At 71.2% G+C, this 23909-nt stretch carries 21 protein-coding genes; 14 read left to right on the forward strand and 7 right to left on the reverse strand.

Annotation, left to right across the window (positions count from 1 at the left end; genetic code table 11):
* Positions 1–49 precede the first annotated feature (49 nt).
* The 4 genes from rfbA (at position 50) to ACIA47_RS23890 (ending at position 3261) form a co-directional block, all read left to right on the forward strand.
* Positions 50–940, forward strand: a complete 891-nt coding sequence (gene rfbA / locus ACIA47_RS23875; protein ID WP_396710771.1) for a glucose-1-phosphate thymidylyltransferase RfbA — start codon at positions 50–52, stop codon at positions 938–940.
* Positions 937–1560 carry a dTDP-4-dehydrorhamnose 3,5-epimerase gene (gene rfbC, locus ACIA47_RS23880; RefSeq protein WP_091408691.1) on the forward strand — a complete coding sequence of 208 codons (624 nt, stop codon included), beginning with the start codon at positions 937–939 and terminating at the stop codon, positions 1558–1560. Before rfbA ends, rfbC begins: the two co-directional genes overlap by 4 nt.
* A gap of 68 nt (positions 1561–1628) precedes the next feature.
* On the forward strand, positions 1629–2987 hold the full coding sequence (gene pafA, locus ACIA47_RS23885; protein ID WP_088989658.1) for a Pup--protein ligase: 1359 nt from the start codon (positions 1629–1631) through the stop codon (positions 2985–2987).
* A gap of 79 nt (positions 2988–3066) precedes the next feature.
* On the forward strand, positions 3067–3261 hold the full coding sequence (locus ACIA47_RS23890; protein ID WP_396710774.1) for a hypothetical protein: 195 nt from the start codon (positions 3067–3069) through the stop codon (positions 3259–3261).
* 88 nt (positions 3262–3349) lie between these two features.
* Here the strand turns inward: ACIA47_RS23890 and ACIA47_RS23895 are convergent, their stop codons facing one another.
* Both ACIA47_RS23895 and ACIA47_RS23900 read right to left on the reverse strand, forming a co-directional pair.
* On the reverse strand, positions 3350–4435 hold the full coding sequence (locus tag ACIA47_RS23895; protein ID WP_396710776.1) for a DUF3866 family protein: 1086 nt from the start codon (positions 4433–4435) through the stop codon (positions 3350–3352).
* Between the two features lie 48 nt (positions 4436–4483).
* On the reverse strand, positions 4484–5488 hold the full coding sequence (locus ACIA47_RS23900; protein ID WP_203120749.1) for a cation diffusion facilitator family transporter: 1005 nt from the start codon (positions 5486–5488) through the stop codon (positions 4484–4486).
* Between the two features lie 117 nt (positions 5489–5605).
* On the opposite strand from ACIA47_RS23900, the gene ACIA47_RS23905 reads away from it, so the two are divergent.
* The 6 genes from ACIA47_RS23905 to ACIA47_RS23930 all read left to right on the forward strand — a co-directional run bounded on the left by ACIA47_RS23905 (position 5606) and on the right by ACIA47_RS23930 (position 10462).
* A complete protein-coding gene (locus tag ACIA47_RS23905; protein ID WP_091408906.1) occupies positions 5606–6604 on the forward strand; it encodes a YafY family protein in 999 nt (332 codons plus the stop codon).
* A complete protein-coding gene (locus tag ACIA47_RS23910; RefSeq protein ID WP_396710779.1) occupies positions 6601–7656 on the forward strand; it encodes a helix-turn-helix transcriptional regulator in 1056 nt (351 codons plus the stop codon). Before ACIA47_RS23905 ends, ACIA47_RS23910 begins: the two co-directional genes overlap by 4 nt.
* A 10-nt stretch (positions 7657–7666) precedes the next feature.
* Complete coding sequence (locus ACIA47_RS23915; RefSeq protein WP_396710781.1) at positions 7667–7912, forward strand: hypothetical protein; 246 nt, start codon at positions 7667–7669, stop codon at positions 7910–7912.
* A gap of 160 nt (positions 7913–8072) precedes the next feature.
* Positions 8073–8387 carry a Sec-independent protein translocase subunit TatA gene (tatA, locus tag ACIA47_RS23920; RefSeq protein WP_124855346.1) on the forward strand — a complete coding sequence of 105 codons (315 nt, stop codon included), beginning with the start codon at positions 8073–8075 and terminating at the stop codon, positions 8385–8387.
* Positions 8388–8405: 18 nt separating this feature from the next.
* Entirely contained in the window at positions 8406–9356 is a 951-nt protein-coding gene (tatC, locus tag ACIA47_RS23925) for a twin-arginine translocase subunit TatC (protein ID WP_203120743.1), read from the forward strand.
* 164 nt (positions 9357–9520) lie between these two features.
* A complete protein-coding gene (locus ACIA47_RS23930; protein WP_396710824.1) occupies positions 9521–10462 on the forward strand; it encodes a diacylglycerol kinase in 942 nt (313 codons plus the stop codon).
* Here the strand turns inward: ACIA47_RS23930 and ACIA47_RS23935 are convergent.
* Entirely contained in the window at positions 10425–11342 is a 918-nt protein-coding gene (locus ACIA47_RS23935) for an EamA family transporter (protein ID WP_396710783.1), read from the reverse strand. The two genes, ACIA47_RS23930 and ACIA47_RS23935, sit on opposite strands and share 38 nt — an antisense overlap.
* An 83-nt stretch (positions 11343–11425) precedes the next feature.
* Positions 11426–12184 carry an HAD family hydrolase gene (locus tag ACIA47_RS23940; RefSeq protein ID WP_396710785.1) on the reverse strand — a complete coding sequence of 253 codons (759 nt, stop codon included), beginning with the start codon at positions 12182–12184 and terminating at the stop codon, positions 11426–11428.
* Between the two features lie 86 nt (positions 12185–12270).
* On the opposite strand from ACIA47_RS23940, the gene ACIA47_RS23945 reads away from it, so the two are divergent.
* The gene (locus tag ACIA47_RS23945) at positions 12271–15072 is read left to right on the forward strand and encodes a DEAD/DEAH box helicase (protein WP_396710787.1); all 2802 of its coding nucleotides are present in this window, start codon (positions 12271–12273) and stop codon (positions 15070–15072) included.
* Between the two features lie 164 nt (positions 15073–15236).
* Positions 15237–16121, forward strand: a complete 885-nt coding sequence (locus ACIA47_RS23950; protein ID WP_396710789.1) for an MHYT domain-containing protein — start codon at positions 15237–15239, stop codon at positions 16119–16121.
* 46 nt (positions 16122–16167) lie between these two features.
* Here the strand turns inward: ACIA47_RS23950 and ACIA47_RS23955 are convergent, their stop codons facing one another.
* The 3 genes from ACIA47_RS23955 to ACIA47_RS23965 form a co-directional block, all read right to left on the reverse strand.
* Positions 16168–17034 (reverse strand): endonuclease/exonuclease/phosphatase family protein, encoded by an 867-nt coding sequence (locus ACIA47_RS23955; RefSeq protein ID WP_396710791.1) that lies wholly within the window; start codon positions 17032–17034, stop codon positions 16168–16170.
* A 131-nt stretch (positions 17035–17165) separates the two neighbouring features.
* A complete protein-coding gene (locus tag ACIA47_RS23960; RefSeq protein WP_396710793.1) occupies positions 17166–18104 on the reverse strand; it encodes an SMP-30/gluconolactonase/LRE family protein in 939 nt (312 codons plus the stop codon).
* Between the two features lie 160 nt (positions 18105–18264).
* On the reverse strand, positions 18265–20598 hold the full coding sequence (locus tag ACIA47_RS23965; protein WP_396710795.1) for a beta-L-arabinofuranosidase domain-containing protein: 2334 nt from the start codon (positions 20596–20598) through the stop codon (positions 18265–18267).
* A gap of 618 nt (positions 20599–21216) precedes the next feature.
* Here ACIA47_RS23965 and ACIA47_RS23970 point away from each other — a divergent pair.
* A complete protein-coding gene (locus tag ACIA47_RS23970) occupies positions 21217–23064 on the forward strand; it encodes a family 43 glycosylhydrolase (protein WP_396710797.1) in 1848 nt (615 codons plus the stop codon).
* 340 nt (positions 23065–23404) lie between these two features.
* On the forward strand, positions 23405–23909 hold a 505-nt coding region (locus tag ACIA47_RS23975; protein WP_396710799.1), incomplete at its 3' end, for an endo-1,4-beta-xylanase.

The following is a 23909-nucleotide window of genomic DNA, read 5'->3' on the forward strand; positions in this document are numbered from 1 at the left end:
TGGTATGCGACCCCCGCACAACGTGTCCGGGTGCGGTTAGGCTTCCCCGATGCGCGGAATCCTACTTGCCGGCGGCACCGGGTCCCGGCTCTGGCCGATCACCCGGGCGGTCTCGAAGCAGCTGATGCCGGTCTTCGACAAGCCGATGATCTATTACCCGCTCTCCACCCTGGTGATGTCCGGGGTCCGGGAGATCCTGGTGATCACGACTCCGGACGACCAGGACCAGTTCCGTCGGCTGCTCGGCGACGGCAGCCAGTTCGGGCTGCGGCTGGAGTACGTCAGCCAGGAGCGCCCGGAGGGCATCGCGCAGGCGTTCATCCTCGGCGCGGACTTCATCGGCACCGAGTCGGTGGCGTTGGTCCTCGGCGACAACATCTTCCACGGCGTGGGTCTGGGTCGGCAGCTCGCCGACCACGGTGACCCGGTCGGCGGGCGGGTCTTCGCCTATCAGGTGGCCAACCCGCAGGAGTACGGCGTTGTCGACTTCGACGCCGATGGTCGAGTGCTCTCGATCGAGGAGAAGCCGGCCCGCCCGAAGTCCCGCTACGCGGTGCCGGGCCTCTACTTCTACGACAACCGGGTGGTGGACATCGCCCGCAAGCTCACCCCGAGCGCCCGCGGCGAGCTGGAGATCACGGCGGTCAACGAGGTGTACCGGGAGACCGGGGAGCTGGCGGTGACGGTGCTGGATCGGGGCACCGCCTGGCTGGACACCGGCACGTTCACCTCGATGATGCAGGCCGCCGAGTTCGTCCGGGTGGTCGAGGAGCGGCAGGGTCTCAAGATCGGTTGCGTCGAGGAGGTGGCCTGGCGTGCCGGCCTGATCGACGACGCGCAGCTGCGTGCGCTCGCCGAGCCGCTGACCAAGAGCGGTTATGGCAACTACCTGCTCGGTCTGCTCAGCGACAAGGGCGGCGACGACGGGGGCTCCTGGTGAAGATCCGCGAGCTGAGCATCGAGGGCGCCTGGGAAATCATCCCCCAGCAGCACGGTGACCCGCGCGGCATGTTCATGGAGTGGTACCGCTTCGACAAGCTCGCCGAGGTGGTGGGGCATCCGCTGCGGCTGGCCCAGGCCAACCTGTCGGTCTCCGCACGTGGCGTGGTGCGCGGCGTCCACTTCGCCGACGTCCCGCCCGGGCAGGCCAAGTACGTCACCTGTGTGCGGGGCGCGGTCCTCGACGTGATCGTGGACCTGCGGGTGGGCTCGCCGACCTTCGGTCGGTGGGAGGGCGTCCGACTGGACGACACCGACCGTCGGGCGGTCTACCTCAGCGAGGGGCTGGGGCACGGGTTCTGCGCGTTGACCGACGACGCGACGTTGAGCTATCTCTGCTCGGCCACCTACAACCCGACCGGCGAGCACGCGGTGCACCCGCTGGACGAGGAGTTGGGCATCGAGTGGCCCGCCGACGTTCCATTGCTGTCCGCGCGCGACGACGCGGCGCCGACTCTGGCGCAGGCGCGCGAGCGGGGCCTGCTTCCGGAGTACGACAGCTGCCGGCGGTTCGTGGCCAGTCTCGGTCCGGACGGAATGTCGCACTCAACCGGTATGTGACCGCGCTCGGGGCACGACCTGTGGTCTGACAGTGACGAACCGGGCCTCCGGGCGGCTAATGTCACACCATGGAGCGGCGAATCTTCGGCCTCGAGACCGAGTACGGCGTCACCTGCACCTATCGCGGGCAGCGGCGGCTGTCCCCGGACGAGGTCGCGCGGTATCTGTTCCGTCGCGTGGTGTCCTGGGGCCGGTCGAGCAATGTCTTTCTGCGCAATGGGGCCCGGCTCTACCTGGACGTCGGGTCGCATCCGGAGTACGCGACACCGGAGTGCGACTCGGTGACCGATCTCGTCGCCCACGACCGGGCCGGCGAGCGGATCCTGGAGGGCCTGCTCGTCGACGCGGAGAAGCGGCTGCACGACGAGGGCATCGCGGGTGAGATCTACCTGTTCAAGAACAACACCGACTCGGCCGGCAACTCGTACGGCTGCCACGAGAACTACCTGGTCTCCCGGCACGGCGAGTTCGGCCGGCTCGCCGACGTGCTCATCCCGTTCCTGGTCACCCGGCAGTTGATCTGCGGGGCCGGCAAGGTTCTGCAAACCCCACGCGGCGCGGTCTACTGCCTCTCGCAGCGGGCCGAGCACATCTGGGAGGGCGTCTCCTCGGCGACCACCCGCAGCCGCCCGATCATCAACACCCGCGACGAGCCGCACGCTGACGCCGAGCGCTACCGACGGCTGCACGTGATCGTCGGTGACTCCAACATGAACGAGGTCACCACGCTGCTCAAGGTCGGCACCGCCGACATCGTGCTGCGGATGATCGAGGCCGGGGTGGTGATGCGCGACCTGTCCCTGGAGAACCCGATCCGGGCCATCCGGGAGGTGTCGCACGACATCACCGGCCGGCGCAAGGTGCGGTTGGCCAACGGCAAGGAGGTCAGCGCCCTGGACATCCAGCAGGAATACCTCGCCAAGGCCACCGAGTTCGTCGAGCGACGCGGTGGCGACCAGGCCGCCAAGCGGGTCGTCGAGCTGTGGGGCCGGGTGCTCAACGCGGTGGAGACTGGCGACCTTGAGCCGGTCTCCCGGGAGATCGACTGGGTCAGCAAGCTGCGGCTGATCGAGCGCTACCAGCGCAAGCACGACCTGCCGCTGTCGCACCCCAGGGTGGCGCAGATGGATCTGGCCTACCACGACGTGCGCCGTGGCCGGGGCCTCTACGGGCTCCTGGAGCGCCGCGGCGAGGTCGACCGGGTGGCCACCGACCCGGAGATCTTCGAGGCCAAGGAGACCCCGCCGCAGACCACCCGGGCCCGGCTACGGGGCGAGTTCATCCGGCACGCCCAGGAGAAGCGCCGGGACTTCACCGTCGACTGGGTGCACCTGAAGCTCAACGACCAGGCGCAGCGCACCGTGCTCTGCAAGGACCCGTTCCGGGCGTACGACGAGCGGGTGGAGCGGCTGATCGCCAGCATGTGACCGGTGGCCGGCCCCGTCGGTGCGCTGCGCCGACGGGGCCGGTCAGCCCGGCGCACTCAGCGGTTAAGCTGAGCGCGCCATGACGACTTCTGGACCTTCCGATCGCCCCGAGCGCGGCACCGAGCGGCAGAACTGGATCGAACGCCGCCGAGACAAGATCCGCGCCGAGGTCGAACGCAACCGGCGCGGCGAATACACGGTGCCGACCTGGGTGCTGGCCCTGGCGCTGGTGCTCATCGTGGGCGGCTGGCTAGCCCTGATCTTCCTGGCCTAACCACCCCACCCCCACCTCCGTGCCCTACCCCCGGCCATGACACGCAGAGGCGGCGGGCAATAACTTCATGATCGACCGGGCTCGGGGGTCAGGGGAGGAGCGTGGCGGCGTGGCGGCCGGCGGCGGCTGCCGCCAGGAAGTACGCGCGGTCGGCGTCGAGGCCACGGCCCATGGTGGACAGGGGCACGGCGCTGGCCCGCAGCGCGGCGTCCAGACCGTCGGTGGGCACCCGGACGATCCGGTGCCGGGCCGCCAGGGGTGCCAGCGCCGCGAGCACCTCGGCCGCGAGGGAAGGCGCCAGGTCCTCGGGCACCACCAGCTCCGCCGGGGCGAGAGCCACCCGACCGTACGCGGTGAGGCTGTGGTGTGACACGCCCCGGTGTCGGGGGCGGGGGTCGGCGTCGGAGATACGCAACGAGCCGACCGGTTTTCCGCCCAGCGTGGCGATCGCGTTGATCGCCTCGCCGACGGCGACGCCGGAGAAGCCCCACCGGGTGCCGGTGCCCAGGTTGCCGGGGCCCTGAGCCACGATCGCCACGTCCGCGTGGAGCACGTGCCGGGCGGCGAGCAGACCACCGTGCAGGGTGGTGGCCTCCAGATCGCCACCGAACGCCTGCCCGACGGTGATCGTGCCGGCCAGCTCGGCCCGCAGCGCGGCGAGGGTGCGGGAGAACCAGGCGGGCAGCGCCCCGCCGTCGGTGAGCAGGTACGCCACCCGCGCCTGCGGGGCGTCGGCCCGGATGCCGGCCAGGATCGCCGGGAGCGCCGAGTGCAGGTCGGCGGTGACCACCGGCAGGCCGCCGAGGTCGTCCGCGTCGGCCAGCACGTCGCGGTGCGGAGAGGCCTCCTCGTCGACGCCGAGGAGGATCGGCTGCAACGGCGTGTAGCGGGCCTTGACCAGGTGCCCGGCGTCGCGGGTGTCGGCGACGTCCGGCGGGTCCGGCGGCAGCCGGTCCGGCAGGGCGACCACCAGGGCGTACCCGCCGGTGCCCAGGCCCATCAGCAGCGCGCCGGCGTTGAGCAGCACCCGGTCGCCGGGCTCGGGCGTGCCGACCAGCTCCGGGTAGGCCAGCGCCCGCATCCGCGTGCCGTCGGGCAGGTCGACGTCCAGCTCCACCGCCCCGGTCCACTGCCGTCGCAGCGTCGCCACCGTCCCCGTACGCCATCGCACCATGACGGGCACGCTAGCCGCGCGGGCCTGGCGGTCCGCGCCCGGGTGTGGTCAGGTCGGCTCGGGGCCGCCGGCGTCGGGGCTCGGCCCGGCCTGGGTGTGCCGGGCGGTGCTGGTGGCGCCCGGCATCGAACGGGTGGGGTCGAGGAAGACGAAGCGGATCTCCGGGTACCGCTCCGTGAGCCGCCGCTCGGCCTCGTCGGCGGTGGCCTCGATCTGCGCGCCGGTGGCCTCGTCGCGGAAGTCGACCTTCGCGGCGACCAGGATGTCCTGCGGGCCGAGCTGCATGGTCAACAGGGTGTCGATGCGCTCCACCTCGGGCAGCCCGGCCAGATCCTGCTCGATCTCGTGGCGCAGCCGCTCCGGGACGGCCCGGCCGACCAGCAGCGACAGGTTGTTGCCGGCGAGGACCCCGGCGACAGTCAGCAGCAGGAGCCCGATCAGGATCGACGCGACGCCGTCCCACACCTCGTCGCCGGTGGCGTGCGACAGGCCGACGCCGAGCCCGGCCAGCACCAGACCGATCAGCGCCGCGCTGTCCTCCAGGAAGACCGCCTTGACGGTGGTGTCGGCGGTCAGTCGCAGGAACCGCCGAGGCGTGGTCCGCCAGCGCTGCGACTCGCTGCGGACCTGCCGCACGGCCCGGGTCAGTGAGATCGACTCGATGACGAACGACACTCCGAGCACGATGTACGAGAGCAGGTAGTCGCCGCTGTGCTCGTGCACCAGGATCGTGGTGACGCCGTGGGTGACGGCGAAACCGGCGCCGGCGACGAACGTGAACATGGCCGCGAAGAACGCCCAGACGTAGCTTTCCTTGCCGTACCCGAAGGGGTGTCGCTGGTCGGCCGGGCGGGCACCGCGGCGCAGCGCCTGGAAGAGCAGCACCTCGGTGGTGGTGTCGGCGACCGAGTGCGCCGCCTCGGAGAGCATCGCCGCTGATCCGGAGATCAGCCCGGCGATCAGCTTGGCGACCGCGATGGCGAGGTTGGCGGCGCCGGCGACGACCACGGTGCCGACGCTCTCGCTCTCGGGCCTGGCGTCCGCTTGCGGCATGAGGATCACCCTATGACCGGCGACGGCGACGCGCCGGGGGAGGTCCGATCCGAACAAGTGTGCGGCACGCCCGCGTGGGTGCACGGTGTGGGCGGCTCGGCTGCTAGCGTCTACCGCGTGTCGCGGACCCGCACCGAACGCCTGGTCAACCTGGTGATCTGCCTGCTGTCCACGCGACGGTTCCTGACCGCCGCGCAGATCGCCGCGACCGTGCCCGGTTACGAGCACGATCCGGACGACGCGCGCGACCACGAGGCGTTCCAGCGCAAGTTCGAACGGGACAAGGCCGAGCTGCGTGAGCTGGGTGTGCCACTGGAGACGGGCACGGCGAGCGCCTTCGATGCCGAGCCCGGCTACCGGATCGCCCACCGCGAATACGCGCTGCCCGACATCCTCCTCGAACCGGACGAGGCCGCCGCGGTCGGCATCGCCGCCCGGCTGTGGCAGCACGCCGGGTTGGCCGCCGCCGCGTCGTCGGGGCTGGCCAAGCTGCGTGCCGCCGGGGTGGACGTGGACCCGCAGGCGACCCTCGGCCTGGAGCCGATGGTCACTGTCGACCCGGCGTTCGCGCCGCTGACCGCCGCCGCCCGGGACCGCCGCGAGGTGGGGTTCGACTACCGGGTGCCTGACCGCGACGCGCCCAGCCGGCGGCGACTGCAACCGTGGGGCGTGGTCTGCTGGCGCGGCCGGTGGTATGTGGTCGGCCACGACCAGGACCGGGAGGCGACCCGCTGCTTCCGGCTGTCCCGGGTCGTCGGCGCGGTCCGGGTGACCGGCGCCCCCGGTGCGTACGAGCCGCCGGCCAACGTCGACCTGATCAGCCACGTGGCCCGCTGGTCGGGTCCGGTGGAGCGCACCGGTCGGGCCACCGTGCTGGCCGCGCCCGGGCGGGCCGCCGGGCTGCGCCGTTGGGCGGTGGAGGTGACCGCCGGGCCGGACGGCGACCGGCTGGTCCTGCCGTACGCCGACCCGGACGGGCTGGCCGGTCATCTCGTCGGCTACGGCCCGGACGTGCGGGTCCTCGACCCACCGGAGGTCCGCGAGGCGGTCATCCAACGACTCAAGGAGATCGCCGTGCGCCACGACGAGTTGGCCGTCAGCGGGGGTGCCCGGTGACCCGCCCGGCCGCCCGCAACGGTTCCCGCGCGTCCGCCGACCGGCTGGCCCGACTGCTCAACCTGGTGCCCTACCTGCTGGCCCGGCCCGGCATCGAGATCGCCGAGGCGGCCGGTGACCTGGGCGTCACCGAGCGCCAGCTCCGGGAGGACCTGGAGCTGCTCTGGGTGTGCGGGCTCCCCGGGTACGGCCCCGGTGACCTGATCGACATGGCGTTCGACGGTGACCGGGTGACCATCACCTACGACGCCGGCATCGACCGCCCGTTGCGACTGACCCCCGACGAGGCCCTGGCACTGGTCGTGGCGCTGCGGATGTTGGCCGAGACGCCCGGGGTGGCCAACCGGGAGGCCGTCGAACGGGCCCTGGCCAAGATCGAGGCCGCGGGCGACCTGGTGGGCGCGCCGGTGGCGGTCCGGTTACCCGGGGACACGCCGCGGGTCGAGGCGCTGCGCGCCGCCGTGGAGGGCGGCAAGGCCCTGCGGATCACCTACTACACCGTCGCCCGGGACGAGACCACCGAGCGCGTCATCGACCCGCTGCGGATGCTGATGGTCGGCGGCCGGGCGTATGTGGAGGCGTGGTGTCGGCGCGCGGAGGCCGTCCGGCTGTTCCGCGCCGACCGGATCGACGCGGTCATCGAGCTGGATGAGCGGGCCACGGTGCCGCCGCAGGCCGTCCCGCACGACCTCACCGAGGGCGTGTTCCGCCCCTCGGCCGACCTGCCGCTGATCACCCTGCGCATCGGCCGGGGCGAGCGGTGGATCACCGAGTACTACCCGTGCGAGCGGGTGGAGGCCGGCGACGGCGACCAGTGGCTCGTCTCCCTGCGGGTCACCGACCTGGGGTGGGCCCGCCGGTTCGTGCTGGGCCTCGGCCCGGAGGTGACGGTGGTCGCCCCGGTCGAGTTGGCCGAGCAGGTCCGGGCGACGGCGGCCGCCGCGCTGGACGCGTACGCCGTGCCCACGCCCACGGCCGTGCCCCGGCCGCCCGAGGTCGACCCGGAGCGCGCGCTGTCGGGTGACCCGGCGGTGGCCGGCCGCACCCAGTAGGCTGACCGCCGTGCTGATCTGGATCGTGCTCGCGGTGGTGCTGCTACCCCTCGTGGCGCTCGCGTTGGCCGTGCGCCCGGTGCTGGCCCGGCTGCCCCGACTGCGGCGCGCCGCCGTGGCGTTGCAGGGGCGGGCCGCCGAGGCCGAGGCGCTGCGGGAAACCGCCGAGGCGCTGCAACGGCGTGCCGAGGAAGTCCAACGTCGGCTCGACACCACCTCCCGGCGACTCGCGGTGATCAAGGCCAAGCGCGGCTGATCGGGTACGCACCCGCCGGTGGTTGACGGATCATCGCGGGTTGGTCAAGACTTCACCCTTCCGGCCAGACCACCACCACCCAGCGGGTGGCGGGCAGCCGATCCGCACGTACGATGGGCTGCGTACCACCCCCCCGGACACAGAGCGACTGGAGCTTCTCATGGGTGCCCTCAAGCCGTGGCACATCGCTGTTCTCGTGGTTGTGCTGATCCTTCTCTTCGGTGCGAAGCGGCTCCCCGACGCGGCCCGTTCGCTGGGTCGGTCGCTGCGGATCATCAAGGCCGAGACCAAGAGCCTGCAGGACGACGACCGCGACCTCGCCGAGAAGGCCGACGCGCAGGCCGGCTACCAGCCGCTGCCGCCGCACGCCGGGCAGCAGGCGCCGTACGCTGGCCAGCCGCAGCAGGCCCCGTACCAGCAGGCCCCGCCGCAGCAGCCGGTCGTCGACCCGGTGCACCGCGTCCGCGACAACTGACCGAAAGGCCCCACTCCCGTGGCCTTCGCACTGCGCAAACGCGGCCCGAGCACCTTCGAACGGGCCGCCGACGGCTCGATGACGCTCATCGAGCATGTCCGTGAGCTGCGCAACCGTCTGTTCCGCGCGTCCGTGGCGATCCTGATCGGGTTCGGCCTCGGTGTCTGGCTGGCGGATGAGGTGCTGCACCTGCTCCAGCAGCCCTACTGCGACCTGCCGCAGGCCCGAGTCGTCAACGGCAAGTGTGAGTTCGTTCAGCTCGGCCCGGCCGACCTGTTCCTGCTCCAACTGAAGGTCGCGCTCTGGGTCGGGTTGATCGTGGCCGCGCCGGTCTGGCTCTACCAGCTCTGGGCGTTCATCGCGCCCGGCCTGCACCGGCACGAGCGGCGCTACGCGTACTTCTTCACCGCCCTGGCGGCGCCGCTGTTCGCGGCCGGCGCGGTGCTCGCGTACTTCGTCACGGCCAAGGGCCTGGAGTTCCTGCTCAGCATCTCCGACAGCGAGATCAGCACGACACTGGAGATCACCAAGTACATCTCCTTCGTCACCAACCTGATCCTGTTGTTCGGGGTGGCGTTCGAGTTCCCGCTCATCGTGCTGATGCTCAACTTCGTGGGCATCGCCAGCGCGAAGCGGCTGCTCAGCTGGTGGCGGGTGGCGATCTTCGTGTTCTTCGCGTTCTCCGCCGTGGTCACCCCGACACCGGACCCGTTCGGGATGACCGCGCTGGCGCTCTGTCTCTCCGCGCTCTACTTCGGCGCGGTGGGCATCGCGTTCATCAACGACAAGCGGCGTGGGCGGGGCAAGGAGATCTACGCCGGCATCGACGACGACGAGGTGTCGCCGTTGGAGTTCGACGCGGACCCGGTCGTGGCCGGGCAGCGGGTCGACTCGAGCGCGCCGATCGGCGAACCCGAGCCGATCGCCAAACCGGCGCCGATCGAACGCCGCTACGACGACATGACCTGACGGCCCCGCGCCGACAGGTCCACCGACGCCGTCGCCGTGTTCCGGGGGCGGCGTCGTCGCGTCACCTCCCGCGCCGGCTGCGGAACTGTTGGTGACGGCACCGACCCCTGGTGAACGGCGGGTGTCCGGCCGGTACGGTGCTGCCCGTGACCGCAGACGATCACCTGCCCGGCCCGGTCGCCGGTGAACCTGTCGACCGCGCCCCGCTCGCCGGTGGGCCGGTGGCCGTGCTCACGAACCCGTCCGCCGGCCGGGGACGGTACAGCGCCCTGCTGCCCCGGTTGTTGGAGGGGCTGGCCGACGCGGGCCGGCCGCTTCGGTTGCTGTCGGCGTCCAGCCCGGGCGAGGCGGAGGCGGCATGCCGTCAGGCGGTCGCGGACGGCGCGGGTGCGCTGGTGGCGGTCGGTGGCGACGGCACCGTGCACCGGGCGTTACAGGCGGTCGCCGGGACCGACGTGCCGTTCGGCCCGATCCCGGCCGGCACCGGCAACGACTTCGCCCTGGACACCGGCTTCCCCGCCGACCCCCTCGCTGCGGCGGCGGTGATCGCCGAGGCGGTGCGCGACGGCCGCAGTCAACCGGTCGACCTGGCCCGGATGGTAGGGGTCGACGGCGTCGAGCGCTGGTACGGGGCGGTCCTCGCGGCCGGGTTCGACGCGATCGTCAACGAGCGGGCCAACCGGATGCGCTGGCCCCGCGGCCCGCGTCGATACGACCTGGCGATCCTGGTCGAGCTGGCGCGGCTGCGCCCACGCCGCTACACGCTGCGCCTCGACGGGGTGCCGCACGACCTGGACGCGGTGCTTGTGGCGGTGGGCAACTGCCCCACCTACGGCGGTGGGATGCGGATCTGCCCCGACGCGGACCCGACCGACGGGCTGCTCGACGTGGTGGTGGCGGGTCGGGTCGACCGGCGGACCCTGATCCGGGTGAAGCCGCGCATCTACCAGGGCACCCACGTCAGCCACCCGCTGGTGCGCAGTTTCCGGGCCCGCACTGTGGAGTTGGCCGCCGAGGGCATCACCTCGTACGCCGACGGGGAACGCTCCCTGGAGCTGCCGGTGACGATCAGCGCGGTTCCGGGCGCCGCGCGGCTGCTGCGTTGACCCGTACCGCGCCGATGCTGGCGGCGATCACCAGCACGATGGCGGTGCACTCCAGCACTGTCAACTCCTGCCGCAGCACCAGCCAGCCGGCTAGGGTGGCGACGGCCGGGCCGAGGCTCATCAGCACCGCGAAGGTGGCTGTGGGCATCCGCCGCAGCGCCATCAGCTCCAGGGTGTAGGGCAGCCCGGAGGCGAGCACGGCGAGGGCGCCGCCGAGGGCCAGCACCGGCGGGTCGAGCAGCACCGCGCCGCCGTCGACAATGCCCAGCGGCAGGGTGACCAGCGCGGCGACGGTCAGCGCCAGGGCCAGCCCGTCCGCGCCGGGAAAGCGGCCGCCGACCCGGGCGCTCAGCACGATGTACGCGGCCCACATGGCGCCCGCGCCGAACGCGAAGGCCACCCCGACCGGGTTCAGCCGGTCGAAGCCGCCCTGCCCGAGCAGCGCCACCCCGGCCAGTGCGAGCCCCGCCCAGCCCCAGCTGGCCAGTCGGCGGGCGGAGAACACCGACAGCGCCAACGGGCCGAGCACCTCGAGCGTCACCGCTGGGCCCAGTGGGATGCGTTCGATGGCCTGGTAGAACAGCGAGTTCATGCCGGCCAGCGCCAGCCCGAACGCGCCGGCCGCGAGCCAGGCCGACCGGTCGTGTCCGCGCAGGCGGGGCCGGCACACGATGAGCAGCAGCAGCGCCGCGATGGTCAGCCGCAGGGTCACCGCGCCGGCCACCCCGGTACGCGGGAAGAGCAACGCGGCCACGGCGGCGCCGAACTGCACCGACAGGGCCCCGCCGAGCACCAGCCCCACCGCGACGACACCACCGCGCCGGGCCGGTGGCGTGTCGGTCGGCGCTGTCGTGGGCAGCAGGATCTCGGTCACGGGCACGACGGTAGGCCGTCCGCCCTGGCCGACCTGCGGCGGTGTCCACCGGCGTGACCAACGGTGGGCACGGGTCGGGCCAGTGCCGGTCAGCCTGGTAGGGCGAGGTCGAGCACCGCGCCCAGCCCGTTCTCCCGGCCCGGCTCGGCTGCCGGGAGCACCAGCGCCGAGCAGCCGGCGGCCACCGCGCCCGCGTCCGCCGGGGTGTCACCGACCATCAGGGTCTGCTCCGGGTCGACGCCCAGCATGCCGCAGGCACGCCAGAAAATCGCCGGGTCGGGTTTGCAGCGCCCCACCTCGTAGGAGAGCACGAACGCGCCGACCAGGTCGGTCAGCCCCCAGGCGTCGAAGTGTGGCCGCAGGTCGAAGCCGATGTTGCTGACCACCGCCACCGGCACCCCGGCGTCGCGCAGCGCGGTCAGCGTGGGGGCGGTGTCGGCGTACGGCAGCCAGCCCTCGGTGGTCAGCAGCCGCTCGTAGAGCGCGTCGGCGAAGCCGTCGATGCCGGCGTCGACGGTCTCGGCCAGCCCGGTGTACGCGCCCCGGTGGGCGTGTTGGTAGAGGTCCCGGTCGGCCCACAGTTCGGCGAGTCGGGGCGGCACCCGTGCCGGCAGTGGCCCGCCGGCGCGGCCGGCGGTCAGCAGTCGGTCGGCCAGCGAGGTGGCGCGGACCCGGTCCAGGGTGACGCCGCACGCCGCCGCGGCCTCCAGCACCCACCGCTGGGGGTCCTCCACCTGGGCCAGGGTGCCGTGGAAGTCGAAGAGCACCGCCTTGACAGGGCGTCGGGACGCCCGGCGGTCGGCGGTGCCCGGCGGACTGGTCTGGGGCGGTTCGGCATGGTCCGGCACGCCGTGCACCCTACCGACCGCCCCCGACCGTGCCTCCGGACGGCCTTGTGGGGTGACATGACTCGGCACGCACTAATCTTGGTGCCATGTCGAGCCCCGCCGAGCGGTACGCAGCGGCGCGCCGCAAGGCCGCACAAGCCGCACAGTTTCCGGCGCTGGACGAGTTCGCCCTCGAGTTGGGGTTCGATCTCGACGACTTCCAGCGGGAGGCGTGCCAGTCGCTGGAGCGGGGCAGCGGTGTGCTGGTCTGCGCTCCCACCGGCGCCGGTAAGACGGTGGTCGGGGAGTTCGCCGTCCACCTGGCGTTGCGGGGTCGGCCCGACGACCCGGTGCCCGCCGCCGACGAGACGACCCCACCGGCCCGGCGCAAGTGCTTCTACACCACGCCGATCAAGGCGCTGTCCAACCAGAAGTACCACGACCTGGTCGCCCGGTACGGCGCCGAGCAGGTCGGCCTGCTGACCGGCGACAACGCGATCAACGGCGACGCGCCGGTGGTGGTGATGACCACCGAGGTGCTGCGCAACATGCTCTACGCGGGCTCCAGCACCCTCCAGGGCCTCGCGTACGTGGTGATGGACGAGGTGCACTACCTGGCCGACCGGTTCCGCGGTGGGGTCTGGGAAGAGGTGATCATTCACCTGCCCGCCTCCGTCACCCTGGTCTCGTTGTCGGCGACCGTCTCCAACGCCGAGGAGTTCGCCGACTGGTTGGTCACCGTGCGCGGTGAGACCGCCGTGGTGGTCAGCGAGCACCGGCCGGTGCCGTTGTGGCAGCACATGCTGGTCGGCAAGCGGATGTTCGACCTGTTCCACGACGCCGACGCCGCCCGCAAGCACGACGTGCACCCGGAGCTGCTGCGCTACACCCGGGAGACCGCGCGGCGGCTGGAGTTGGGTGAGGGGCGTAGCGCCGGGCCCGGTGCCGGCCGGCGTGGCCCGCGCTGGCGTGGCCCGTCGCGCCCGGACATCGTCGACCGACTGGACCGGGAAGGTCTGCTACCGGCGATCCTGTTCATCTTCAGCCGGGCCGGTTGCGCCGCCGCGGTGCAGCAGTGTCTCGCCGCCGGGCTGCGGCTCACCTCGGCGGAGGAGCGGGCCGAGATCCGCCGGGTCGTCGAGTCGCGGGTCACCGCCATTCCCGGCGAGGACCTGTCGGTCCTGGGCTACTGGGAGTGGCTGGACGGCCTGGAGCGCGGCTTGGCCGCCCACCACGCCGGCATGCTGCCGGTGTTCAAGGAGATCGTCGAGGAGTTGTTCGTCCGCGGCCTGGTCAAGGCGGTCTTCGCCACGGAGACGCTGGCGTTGGGCATCAACATGCCGGCCCGCTGCGTGGTGCTGGAACGGCTGGTCAAGTACAACGGCGAGGCGCACGTCGACCTGACCCCGGGGGAGTACACCCAGCTCACCGGGCGCGCCGGCCGCCGGGGCATCGATGTGGAGGGGCACGCCGTCGTGGTGTGGTCCCCGGAGACCGACCCACGGCACGTGGCCGGGCTCGCGTCCACCCGTACCTATCCGCTGCGTTCCAGCTTCCGGCCGTCGTACAACATGGCGGTGAACCTGGTCGGCACGGTCGGTGCGGAGCCGGCTCGGGCCCTGCTGGAATCCTCGTTCGCCCAGTTCCAGGCGGACCGGTCGGTGGTCGGCCTGGCCCGGCAGGTGCAGCGCAACACCGAGACCATCGAGGCGTACGGCGCGGAGGCGACCTGCCACCACGGCGACTTCGACGAGTACTTCGCGCTGCGGGTGGCGATCGCCGACCGGGAGAAGGCGATCGCCCGGCAGGGGCAGACCCAGCGCAAGGCCGCCGCGGTGGCCTCGTTGGAACGGCTGCGGGTCGGCGACGTGATCCGGGTGCCGTCGGGCCGGCGAGCCGGGCTGGCCGTGGTGCTGGACCCGGCGACCGGTGGGTTCGGTGAACCCCGGCCGCTGGTGCTCACCCAGGACCGTTGGGCCGGGCGGGTCAGCCCCGGCGACTTCACCACTCCGGCTGAGGTGTTGGCCCGGATCCGGGTGCCCAAGCACTTCAACCATCGGTCCCCGGGCGCCCGTCGGGATCTCGCCGCCGAGGTCAGTGGCACCGGCCTGGATCGGCACGGTGGCCGACGCGGGGGCCGTTCCCGGCAGGTGACCGGCGAGGACCACCAGATCACCCAGCTCCGTACCGAACTGCGTCAACACCCCTGCCACGCCTGCCCCGAGCGTGAGGAGCACGCCCGCTGGGCGGAGCGGCGTCGGCGCCTGGAGCGTGACACCGAGGAGCTGCGTGAGCGCGTCAGTGGTCGTACGGGGTCCCTCGCTCGAACATTCGACCGGATCGTGGCGCTGCTGACCGAGCGTGGCTACCTCGCCCGCGACGGTGCGGTCACCGACGCCGGTCGGATGCTGGGCCGGATCTGGACCGAGGCGGACCTGCTGGTCGCCGAGTGCCTGCGCCGGGGGGTGTGGAACGGGTTGTCCCCGGCCGAGCTGGCCGCCGCGGTGTCCGTGGTGGTGTTCGAGGCGCGCCGCGATGTCGATGAGCGGGCGTCGTTGCCGCGCGGGCCGGTGGCCGACGCGGTGGACGAGACGCTGAAGCTGTGGGGGGAGATCGAGGCCGACGAGGCGGCGCGGGGGCTGACGGCGACCCGGGAGCCGGATCTGGGTTTCGCCTGGCCCGTCTACCGGTGGGCCCGGGGCGAGGCGCTGGCCAAGGTGCTCGGCAGCGGTCATGAGATCGATGGTGAGATGCCCGCCGGTGACTTCGTCCGGTGGGCCCGACAGGTCGTCGACCTGCTCGGTCAGATTGCCGACTCTGGCGGTGCCACGACGGAGCTGCGGTCGACGGCTCGACAGGCCATAGCGGCAGTCAATCGAGGCGTTCTCGCGTACCACACGTCAGCGTGATAATCACGCTCAGTCATTTTGGTCGGTGAATCGACGCAGCGGACGGTCACCGCAACGGCACCCCTCGGATAGCCGGGGGGCACTGTTGCGCCTGATCACAGCACCCCTGATCATTGCCGAGGCGTCTTGTTGACGCGTCGGTAACGAATGGGGAGACAGCCGCCGTGGCAGAAATTAATCACTTTGAGTACGGGTGGATCACACCCGGGCTGAGCTACGCGCTGTCCGTGCTCGGTTCGATCCTCGGTCTGGTCTGCGCCGGGCGCATCCGCACGGCTCGGACGAACGGCCAGCGTGCGTGGTGGGGTCTGCTGTCGGCCTGGGCGCTGGGCGGTACCGCCATCTGGGCGATGCACTTCATGGCCATGCTCGGCTTCGCCGTCGAGAACACCCGGATCCGCTACGACGTGCCGCTGACCGCGGCCAGCACGGCCATCGCCGTGGTGGCGGTCGGTATCGGCCTGGCCATCGTGGGCACCGGCCGGCTGAATCCGGTACGCCTGATCGCCGGCGGTATCTTCACCGGCGCCGGCGTGGCCTCCATGCACTACACCGGCATGGCCGCCATGCGGCTCAACGGGAGCCTCGGCTACGACACGGTCCGGGTCGTGCTCTCGGTGGTCATCGCCGTGGTGGCGTCCACCGTCGCTCTGTGGCTCGCGATGACCGTCCGGCGGGGGTTGGCGATCTTCGCCTCCGCGCTGGTCATGGGGATCGCCGTCAACGGGATGCACTTCACCGGCATGAGCGCCCTGTCGGTGCACCGCCACGAACGGACGGGCGAGGTGGCCGGCGCCGGGGTGAGCACCCTGCTGGTGCCGATCGTGCTGGCGGTGGTCTTCGGGGTGGTCGGTCTGCTCTACGCGCTGCTCGCCGCTCCGACCGACGACGACCGGGCCGCCACCGCTTACCTGGACGGACGGCGGCTCTCGGAGCCGCCGGCCCCGGCGCCCACCGCTGCTCCCGACCCGGTCGGGTTGCGCGCCCGCTCCACCCTCGGCCAGCCGGGAACCCCGTTCCCGTCCCGCCGGGACACGCCGCCGCGCTGACGCCGTGCGGCCGGCCCGCGCCATTCGCGCCCGCTGAGGAGGCGGATCAGGCCGGCCGACGGCTGGGGCCGATGGTGAGGGTGGTCAACAGCCCGGGGTGGTCGGTGGCGCCGCGCATGGGCACCAGGGCGCGACAGCAGAGCGTGATGTCGGTGGTCGCCGTGATGTGTTGCAGTCGGCCGTCGTCGACCCGCTGATGGCCCGGCGGGGTGCAGGACCGCACGTCCGGGTCGTGCCCGGCGCGCAGGTTGAGGTCGCCGCCCAGCACGGTGGGCTGGTACCCGGCGTTGCGGGCGATCGTCGGCAGGATGGTGTCGAGCAGGTGGTCGCACTGGGTGAGCGCGACACGATAGCCGGTGGCCGACAGGTGCGTGGTGCAGGCGAGCAGGGCGCCGTCGACGTCGACGCAGAGCCACGCTCGTTCCTCGGGGTCGGTGAGGTCCTGCGTTGGGTGCGTTCCGGCGTACACGTTGCTCGGGGCGGCCGGCGTCCGCACGTGGGCCAGCAGCCCGATGCCGAACCGTTGGCCGTTGCGACAGCGGGTGTCGTCTCCGCTCGGGCGGTCGCCGGCGGCTTGGAACACGGCCACGACGGTCCGGCCAGGGTGGACGGTTTGGAACACCCCGCGCAGGGTCGACAGGTCGCCCGCGCAGATCTCGTTGAGGGTGACCAGGTCGGGCGCCTCGGCGGTAATCACCTCGGCGGCCCTAGCCATCGCGCGACCGGTGTAGCAGCCGGCGAGGCCACTGTTGCAGAGGTTCATCTGGAGCATCCGCAGGACCGTGGGTTCCGGGATGACGTTGGTGGGCGTGGCCGGCGGTGTGGCCGGCCGCGCGGCCGGCAGTGCGGCGGCGGCGAGAAGGCAGCCCACGGCCAGGGTTCGACGCAGGAACCGGTACGGACGGGCAGCCACACGAACTCCGGGGGGCACGAGGCGACAGTCGTCGCCGGGTGCCAGTGATCCTACTGGCGGCCGATCGGCGATCGAGATCCAGAGCGGTGGGCCGAGGGGGTACCCGCGCGGCGCGTACCCCCTCGGGTCGCTCAGTGGGCGCGGACCGCGACGGCCGTGTAGGGCGTGGTGGGGGTCGGCGGTGTGGTGAACCGGGCATTGGGCAGGTAGAGCCGGCCCAGTGCCTTGGCCACCGTGGTGGGTACGTCGAAGTTCGGATCGGTGATGGTCCCGGTGAGCGCTCCGGCGGTGCCGGCGTGGTTCAGCCGGACCACCGCGATCTGATTGAGGCGGTTCTGCACGACGTAGAGGGTGCGGCCGAGCAGTAACAGCCCATCGCCGTTGGTGAAGGTGTGGCCCGGCACGTCCACGACGGTGCTGGCCCCGGTCGCCGGGTCGACCCGGTACAGGGTGCCGGTGGTGGACTGGACGACGACCAGCGCCCGGCCGTCCGGTGTGGTGGCGATGCCGTTGAGGTTCACCCCCGTGCCGACCTGCTCGTAGGCGCCGGTCAGCGTGATCGTGGTGAAGGCGTCGGCGGGCGGCAGCACCCCACGGCGACCGAGCGGCAGTCGGTAGAGCACCGGCCGGTTCGAGTCGGTGAAGTATGCCGCGTCGCGGGTCAGCACGACGTCGTTGACGAACGTCGGGGCGGTGGCGAACTGGTAGCGGGCCAGCACCTCGCCGGTGCGGGTGTCGAGCACGCGAGCGTCGCCAGCCGTGCCACCGGAGACGAAGAGCCGGCCACGCCTGTCGACCTTGAGGCCGAGCGACGGTGTGCCGGTGGCCGCGCCGATCGTCGTGCCCCGTCCGGTGACCAGGTCGACGCGCTGGATGGCACCGGTAGCGCGGGAGCCGAAGTAGGCGTACCGGCCGGCGGTGGCGATGCCCTCGGGCTGGAACCCGTCGGGGAGGGCGAGGACGGCCGGCGGCCGCCCGGCGGGGTGCGCCTGCGCCGGCGCGACGGCGACGGTGGCCAGCATGGCGGCGATCAACGCGCCGCCGAGCGTGGTGCGGAGGGGGCGGTTCACTGTGCTCCTTCCGGGCGGAAGCGGCACGAGCCGACACGTCCGCCACGTTCACTGGGGCCAGGACCCTCCCCACTGTACGACCGCTGACGGGCGCCCGCCCGGCGTCACCGGCGCGGCCTTCGGGTGACCGCGCCGGTGAGCCCGTCGAGCGGGGCGAAAATCAGGCGTTGCGGACCAGCCTCCACCGGTTGTCAGCGCTGCCGTTGTCCGGATCCTGCACGGCCTGCGCTCCCCAGGCGGTCGACCCGTTCAGGATTCCGAGCAGTTTGTTGCTGTTGACGTTGCGGATCTTGTAGGTGCCGTCGCCGTTGTCCACGAGGATCCACCGGTGATCGGCGGTGCCGTTGTCGGCCCACTGCAGGACCCGGGCGTTGTCGGCGGTGGACATGTTCTCCACGCCCAGGACCTTGCCGCTGTTGACGTTGCGGAACCGGACCGCGTTGCCGTCGGTGATGACCACCCAGTTGTGGTCCGCGGTGCCGCTGTCGCCCCACTGCACGGCCAGACCACCGTCGGCGGTGGACATGTTCTGGACACCGAGGACCAGCCCGGTGCCGACGTTGGCCAGGCGGTAGCTGCCGGTGGGGCCGCCGCTGCCGCTGGTGTTCCAGTAGACCGTGTAGTTGTAGCCGTGGGCGTCGTAGAAGGGGGCGAGGTTCACGGTGGACCCGTTGGCGCTGGCGGTGAACGCGAGCGAGCTGGTGCTGGTCCGGGTGATCGAGGAGACGGTGAGGGTGGGCAGGGTGCTCAGGGCCGTGTTGCCGTAGTTGCCGGCCAGCACCGCGGGGCCGTACGTGATCGCGCCGACGTTGGCGTTGTCGTTGGCGGCCTTGACGGCGACCTGCATCGGCAGCCGCACGGTGATGGTGTCGCCCGCGGCCCAGGTGCGCGTGACAGTGGCGTAGCTGCCCGGTGTGGTGGTGACGTTCTCCACCGTGCCGTTGACGGCGATCGTCGCGCCGCTGGTCCAGGACGGGATCCGCACCCGGATGCTCCACGACCCGCTCATCGAGCCGGACAGGGTCAGCGTGGTGGTGTCACTGACCGGGAAGCTGGTGGTCTGGGTGACGGTGATGCCGCGCTGCGTCCAGTTCAGCACCGACGGCGTGAACAGGTTCACGCTCAGCGTGGTGCCGTTGTAGAAGTAGATGGAGTCCATCAACCTCGTGTTGATCTCCAGACCGGTGCCCTGGCAGCACCAGAACGAGTTGTAGTCCGTGCTCCAGGTGCCGCCACCCCACGCCGGTCCCACACCGCGACGTCCGCCCGGCCGCAAGGGGGTGAAGTAGGTGATGTGGCCGTGGCTGTCGGCCGGGTTCTGCCCGCCGATCAGGTGGTTGATCAGCGCGCGCTCGTAGAAGTCGAAGTAGTCCGCCCGGTTCGGGTCGAGCAGCCACAGCTCCCGGGTCAGCTTGAGCATGTTGAACGTGTTGCACTGCTCGCACGTGTCGTTGCTGAGGTAGCCGGCGATGGCGTTCGGCGGCCGGAAGTGCTCCGCCTGGCTGTTACCGCCGATGACGTAGGTGTGCGCGCCGACGGTGATTCGCCACGCGTTGCTGGCGATGTCCCGGTAACGGGTGGTCCCGGTGGCCTTGTACTCCCGGGCCGCGCCGATCCACTTGGGCACCTGCGTGTTGGCGTGCAGCCCGTTGAGCTGGTCCTGGCCGGAGGCCAGGGGGTTGAAGACGGAGTTGTGGTCGAACCGCTGCGCGGTGGCGAGCCACCGGCTGTCACCGGTCTGCTGGTAGATGTCGGCGAGCACGTCGTTCATGCCCCCGAACTCGGTGCCCAGCATCGACTGCATCTGACTGGAGCTCAGCCGGCTCGTCCGGGTGTCGACCCAGCCCGCCAGCGACAGCAGCACCGTACGGGCCTGGGTGTTGCCGATGTAGCGCCAGACGTCGAGCAGACCGGCGAGGGTCTTGTGGATGCAGTAGTAGGGCACGTTGCCGTTGGAAAGCGTCCGTGCCTCGAGCGCGGTGAAGTCGGACTCCGGGAAGCCGGAGAGGTAACCCGCGCCGAACCCGGCGGCGGAGTTGTTGGCCTGGCACTTGGCCAATTCGGCCACCATGTAGTTGGCCTTGTCCCGGCAGGTCGTGTCGCCCAGCACCGCGTACGCGTACGCCCACGCGCTCAGGAAGTGGCCCTGCATGTGGGTCCGGAACGGGAAGTTCGGCGCGTCCCAGCCCCCGTTGGTGGCGGCGCCGTTGGTGGACAGCCGGTGGTTGGCGCGGAAGTTGTAGAGCATCCGGTCGACGTCGACGAACCGCAGGTAGTTGAGCGTCCGGGTCTGGTTGTCCATCCAACGGCCGGCGGTGAGTCGTACCTGACCCGGGTCGAATGCGTACGCCGAGACGCCGATGTCGGGCCGGGCCGGGGGCACGACGGCCGCGGACGCGCTGCCGGGGGAGAAGGCGACGCCGCTCGCGGAGACCACCACGGTGGCTCCGGCGGCCTGAAGAAGGTGGCGGCGGCTGAGGGGCAGGGGTGGCATGGGGAACCTCCAGGTGGCCGGGTACGTCGGGCCCGCCATCGATGGCGGTGGGTCGTCGGCGGCAAAGGGGGCCGACGCCGGGTGCGGTGGGGTGGGTGGGACGTGGGTCGCCGTGGACGCCGGGTGCCCACCCCTGCGCTTATCGCGGCACATCGATGTGATCGCTAACATAGTTCGTCGTTAACACGCCCGCAACCCCCGGGGCGCCTCGCCGACCCATTCCCGCGACGGTCTGGCCCGGCGCCGCCGCATCCGGTGGCGACTGTGGTCCGAAACGGACATCCGGCGGGCTCGCGATCATCGGACCGTTACCGTGCGTAACGGTTGGCGGTGGTCTTCCTCCGTTGACGCCCGACCGGTCGCTCAGTACCGTGCATCGTAAATCTTCGATGTCCACGTCGATACCTCAATGCTGCGATGTGGTTACGGCCGTCATCCCGCGCTCACAAAAATCCAGTTCAGATGGGGGAGGGGGCATTCACGGAACGCTGTTAGCGCTAACACGCCCGCCGGTCGTGCTGCCCGGCGGGCGTACGGCAAGAGCGTTCGCGCGGCCGCCGGGACGGCGGCCGCGCGCCCAGTCAAACATCCGCATGCGCACTCTCTGTGGGAGTAATCGTGGAAGTGAAGGATCGAACCACAACTCGGGCCACCCGCCGGGCCAGGCGCGCCATCGCCTGGCTGGCGAGCATGGCCTGTGTCCTCGCACTGATCCCGGGGACGGCAAAGGCCGACAACCCCATCGTCCAGAACATCTACACCGCCGACCCGGCGCCGATGGTGCACAACGGCCGGGTCTACGTCTACACCGGGCATGACGAGGACGGGTCCACCTACTTCACAATGCGTGAGTGGCGGGTGTACTCGTCCGCCGACATGGTGAACTGGACCGATCACGGCTCGCCGATGAATCTGGCGACGTTCGCGTGGGCGGACGCCAACGCGTGGGCCGGACAGGTCGTTCCGCGTAACGGAAAGTTCTACTGGTACGTGCCAGTGCGCCAGCGCTCCAACGGGCAGATGGTCATCGGCGTCGGGGTGGCCGACAGCCCGACCGGGCCGTTCCGCGACGCGCTCGGTCGACCATTGGTCGGCAACAACGAGATTGACCCGCACGCGTTCATCGACGACGACGGGCAGGCGTATCTGTACTGGGGCAACCCGGGTCTGTGGTACGTGAAGTTGAACCCGGACATGATTTCTTTCTCCGGCGGCGCGACGCGCATTCCACTCACGACGGCGGGGTTCGGTACCCGTAACGGTAATGCGAGTCGGCCCACGCTGTATGAGGAGGGGCCGTGGGTGTTCAAGCGGAACGGGTTGTACTACAACGTGTTCGCGGCGGAGTGCTGCTCCGAGTTCATCGCGTACTCCACGGCTACCGGGCCGACGGGGCCGTGGACATATCGGGGAACAATCATGCCGCGGCAGGGCGCCAGCTTCACCAATCACGCGGGTGTGATCGATTTCCAGGGCGGTTCGTATTTCTTCTATCACAACGGGGCGTTGCCCGGTGGCGGTGGTTACACCCGTTCGGTCGCGGTGGAGAAGTTCAGTTACACCAGCAATGGCCTGTTCCCGACGATCTCGATGACGAACACCGGTGCCCCGCAGGTGGGCACGCTGAACCCGTACGTGCGACAGGAGGCCGAGACGATCGCCTGGGGCTCGGGGATCGAGACCGAGGCGTCCAGCGAGGGCGGGATGAACGTCGGTTGGATCGAGAACGGCGACTACGTCAAGGTCAAGGGCGTCGCGTTCGGCGCGGGTGCGACGTCGTTCAACGCGCGGGTCTCGTCGGCCACCAGCGGCGGCCGGATCGAGGTACGCCTCGACAGCGCCAACGGCCCGACCGTGGGCACCTGCACCGTGGGCGGCACCGGCGGCTGGCAGACCTGGAGCACCAGCACCTGCGCGGTCAGCGGAGCGACCGGCACCCATGATCTCTACCTGCGCTTCGCCGGTGGCAGCGGCAATCTGTTCAACATCAACTGGTGGCAGTTCAGCGGCACCGGCGGCAGCGCCGCCAACCTGCTCACCAACGGCGACGTGGAGAACGGCACGACGGGCTGGGGTGTGCACGGCAGCGGCACCCTCGCCAGGAACACCACCGTCGCGCACGGCGGCAGCGGGTCGCTGTCGATCACCGGCCGGACCGGCGCGTGGAACGGCCCCAGCCAGGACGTGACCGCCAAACTCACCAACGGCAAGAGCTACACCACCAACGTCTGGGTACGAGCACAGAGCGGCACCCCGTCGGCGAAGGCGACGTTGTCGCTGACCGCGAACGGCACGACGAACTACCTGCAACTGACCCCGGCGGTGGGGGTGAACGTCAACGGCTGGACCCTGCTCACCGGCACCACGACCGTCTCGTGGAGCGGTGCCCTGACCAGCGCCGCCTTCTACGTCGAGACGGCCGAGGGCACCGACAGCCTCCTGGTCGACGACGCCTCGTTCCAGTGACGGGTGCTGCCGGAGCCGTGCTCGGCGCGGCTCCGGCAGCACGGCGACGTGCCCCACCACCGCGACGGAGCGACAGGTTGCCCGGCGCGGATGGTTACGACTTGACGAACGGCATGTTATCGCTCACAGTCGATGGTTGAGGGTAGCCGCACCTGTGGTTCACCGGGCGAACCTGCTGTGGCACCTCGACCCGCGACGTCCGCCCAGGGCATGCCGGACGTCGGGTCAGGACTCCCCGCACCGCTGCCGCGACGGCGACCGTTGCTGACGTCTCCCATGTCGCAGGAGCAGATTCGGGCGTGCGTCTCCATCGCTGCACCACCACAGAGAAGGAATCCGCATGAATCACAGAAGAGCCCTGCGAGCGGCGGTGACCATCGCCGTTACCGGCGCCCTCGCCGCCGGCATGACGATGACACTGACCTCCACGGCCAGCGCCGGCACGACCCTGCGGGCCTCGGCGGCCGAGAAGGGCCGTTACTTCGGCGCGGCTGTCGCGACGGGCAAGCTCTCCACCAGCGTGTACGCGACCATTCTGAACCGTGAGTTCAACAGTGTCGTGGCCGAGAACGAGATGAAGTGGGACGCCACCGAGCCGCAGCAGGGTCGGTTCAGCTACACCGGTGGTGATCGTCTGGTCAGTCACGCCCAGGCCAATGGCATGAGCGTGCGCGGGCACGCGCTGCTGTGGCACCAGCAGGAGCCGGGCTGGGCGCAGGGCATGTCCGGCAGCGCGTTGCGCAACGCGGCGATCAATCACGTCACGCAGGTGGCGACGCATTTCCGCGGGAAGATCCACTCGTGGGATGTGGTGAACGAGGCGTTCGCTGACGGTGGCAGTGGTG

Source organism: Micromonospora sp. NPDC051227, assembly GCF_044455385.1.
Classification (GTDB): Bacteria; Actinomycetota; Actinomycetes; order Mycobacteriales; family Micromonosporaceae; genus Micromonospora.

Bases quoted from the DNA above. Each gene is read 5' to 3' on its own strand.
- rfbA (WP_396710771.1), top strand. From the start codon at position 50: ATGCGCGGAATCCTACTTGCCGGCGGCACCGGGTCCCGGCTCTGGCCG.
- pafA (WP_088989658.1), top strand. From the start codon at position 1,629: ATGGAGCGGCGAATCTTCGGCCTCGAGACCGAGTACGGCGTCACCTGC.
- ACIA47_RS23890 (WP_396710774.1), top strand. From the start codon at position 3,067: ATGACGACTTCTGGACCTTCCGATCGCCCCGAGCGCGGCACCGAGCGG.
- ACIA47_RS23895 (WP_396710776.1), bottom strand. From the start codon at position 4,435: ATGGTGCGATGGCGTACGGGGACGGTGGCGACGCTGCGACGGCAGTGG.
- ACIA47_RS23900 (WP_203120749.1), bottom strand. From the start codon at position 5,488: ATGCCGCAAGCGGACGCCAGGCCCGAGAGCGAGAGCGTCGGCACCGTG.
- tatA (WP_124855346.1), top strand. From the start codon at position 8,073: ATGGGTGCCCTCAAGCCGTGGCACATCGCTGTTCTCGTGGTTGTGCTG.
- ACIA47_RS23945 (WP_396710787.1), top strand. From the start codon at position 12,271: ATGTCGAGCCCCGCCGAGCGGTACGCAGCGGCGCGCCGCAAGGCCGCA.
- ACIA47_RS23965 (WP_396710795.1), bottom strand. From the start codon at position 20,598: ATGCCACCCCTGCCCCTCAGCCGCCGCCACCTTCTTCAGGCCGCCGGA.